Raw genomic sequence first — 2,419 nt, 5'->3', positions numbered from 1 at the left:
TGGCGTCCGGGATCGACGAGGCGCTGGCCGAACCCGGCGCCGGAAGCCCCAGCTGGCCGAGCTGGACCATGATCTGCTCGAGCTGCGCCTGATAGCGCGCCACGGCCTCGGCATTTGTCGAGTGGTTGGCCATCCATTCCTGGACGGTGCGGTACTGGCTGTAGAGCACGGTGCCGAGCTCGCCCACCGTCACGCCGATGTCGTCGCTGCCCGCCGGGCGGATCACCACGATCTGCTGCGCTAGGGCGGCGGCAAGCTGGGTCAGGCTGTTCGATCCATAGACCCCGCCCGCGGCGGCGCCCTGCGCCTCGGTTAGAGTAGAGCCGAGCGGTTGCCAGAGGGTGCGGTCGGTGTAGTCGGCCTTCGACAGGATCACCGACAGGGTGCCGCCGGCGGGATTGCCGATGAAGCGGTAATACTGCCCGACGGTCCCGGTGGCGGTTCCGGCGCTGGCGGCCTCGAACTCGACGATGTCGCCATAGAGGAGGTCGAGCGCCAGGTTGCTGCTGTCCCAGTAGCCGACGGTGTAGTCCTGGCCCTCGGCCAGACCGAGCGCGGTCTTTTCGGCCGCTGTCAGCGCCCGCGGCGTGTTGCCGACATTGGTCAGCGTGCTGTCTTCGGCATAGGTGACCTGGTAGAGCGTCTGGTAGTTCACCCCGGCCTGCAGCCGCGCCTGCGACCCGAGCCGCACGTCGGCGGTGATGCTGTCGGAGCCGATGTTGCCCACGGCATAGCCGTAGGGGATGACCGCCAGCACCACGACGATGCCGTCGTGCTTCTGCACCATCAGCCCGCGGATCGCGTTCAGCACCAGATTGCCGCCCGAGCGGATGTCGCTGGCCCCGCTGATGTCCACGAGGCTGGTCAGGTTGGCCTCGTTGCGGGTGACGGCGACGCCGAGGCCCACCGAAGCCGAGATCAGGCTGCCGTTCGCCGAGGAGATCGAGCTGAGCGAGTTGTCGATATAGGCTCCGCGCCCGGCGTTGATCTCGACCCGCGAGGCGAGGATGGCGCTGTCGGCGATGCTGACGGTGGTCGAGCTGTTGGTGAGCGAGATGGCGCTGACGCCCATGGCCGCGCCGAAATAGCCGGTCTGGAAGATGCCGGCGTCCGAGCCGTTGCGTAGCGTTGCCCGCGATTCCAGCGTGACATTGCCCGAGGTGTTGGTGATCGAGGCGCCCGACATCCGCACGTCGGTCTCGGCGTTGATCGTCACGTCCGAAATGGCGACCGCGGCGCCGAAGGCCCCGCTGACCGCGGTGACCGAGACGGCGTCATTGGCCATGACGGTCGACAGCGCGCGCAGCGTCACCGTGGCGGGTGCGGCGTAGCTGCCGACGCCGACGATCCGGGCGTTGCCGAGATCGACCACCGAGGAGGTCTTGTCCGAGGAGGTGCCGATATCGGCGTTGCTGGCGACGGCGCTGACGCCGACGAGGCTGACCGAGCCGCTCTCGATGTTGTTGATCTTGCTGCTGCCGGTCGAATTCTCGACGATGTACTGCTTGCGGGTGATGTTCAGCGTGTCGATCTGGACGAAGCGGCCGGTGACCGTGGTGCGCCAGCTGCTGTCGGCGGCGTCGTAGAACTCGACCCGCGCATCGCCGGTCGTCGTCACCGACATGCCCGCCCCGGCGCCCGAGGCCACGGCGAAGGCCTTGGCATTGGCGAGGCCGTCGACCGAACGGTCGGCCGTGGCGTTCAGCACCACGGAATTGCCGGCGAGGTCGCTGCCGTCCTCGATCCGCACCGCCGCCGTCGTGGCGTCGGTGAGGTCGGTCTGCGCGCCGACCGCGGCCAGACCGCCGCCGCCGCCGACCTTGGAATTGCCGAAGAGGTTGCTGGCGATCTGCGCCTGGGCCGAGAGATAGGCCGCCTGCAGCCGCGAGCGGCCGCTGATCTGCACCAGCGCGTCGGCGCCGTGCTCGGTCCCCGCCTCGAGCTGGGCCACCATCGCGCCGATGGCGCCGAGGCCGGCCGAGACGCCGATCCCCGAGGCCCGGGCGAAGATGTCGTATTTCGCCGACAGCGCCAGATCGCCCGCGGCGATCAGCGTGGCGTCGGTGACGCGGGTGGCGACCAGCGCCTCGGCCTCGACCTTCGCCACGTTCACCACCACGGCGACGGTGCCGGCCGAGACGCCCGTCACGTCGGTGCGGGTCACGTCGAGCTCGGAGGTTGCGGTCTGGCTGATCTTGCCCGCGTTGACCAGGCTGCGGCGGATGTCGCTGCTGACGCCGGAGGCGTGGCGCGAACTCATGGTGGCCGCGCCGACCGCGAGGCCGATCTGCGCCACGGCGGCAGTGACGTTCACCACGTTCGACGACATCTCGACTGTCTCGGCCGCGGTGACGGCGAGGGCGCCGCCGGCGGTGATCGAGCGGTTGCGGTCGCCGAGGTCGATGCTGGCCGCGACGGT

At 69.5% G+C, this 2,419-nt stretch carries 1 protein-coding gene; it reads right to left on the bottom strand.

Features of this window, described 5'->3' with window-relative positions; genetic code table 11:
• The coding region (locus C5F48_RS25450) for a beta strand repeat-containing protein (RefSeq protein WP_181247762.1) at positions 1–2,419 on the bottom strand (2,419 nt) is incomplete at both ends.

Source organism: Cereibacter changlensis JA139 (genome assembly GCF_003034985.1).
GTDB lineage: Bacteria > Pseudomonadota > Alphaproteobacteria > Rhodobacterales > Rhodobacteraceae > Cereibacter > Cereibacter changlensis.
The sequence above is the reverse complement of the archived record's forward strand: the minus strand, read 5'-3'. Positions and strand labels throughout refer to the sequence as shown.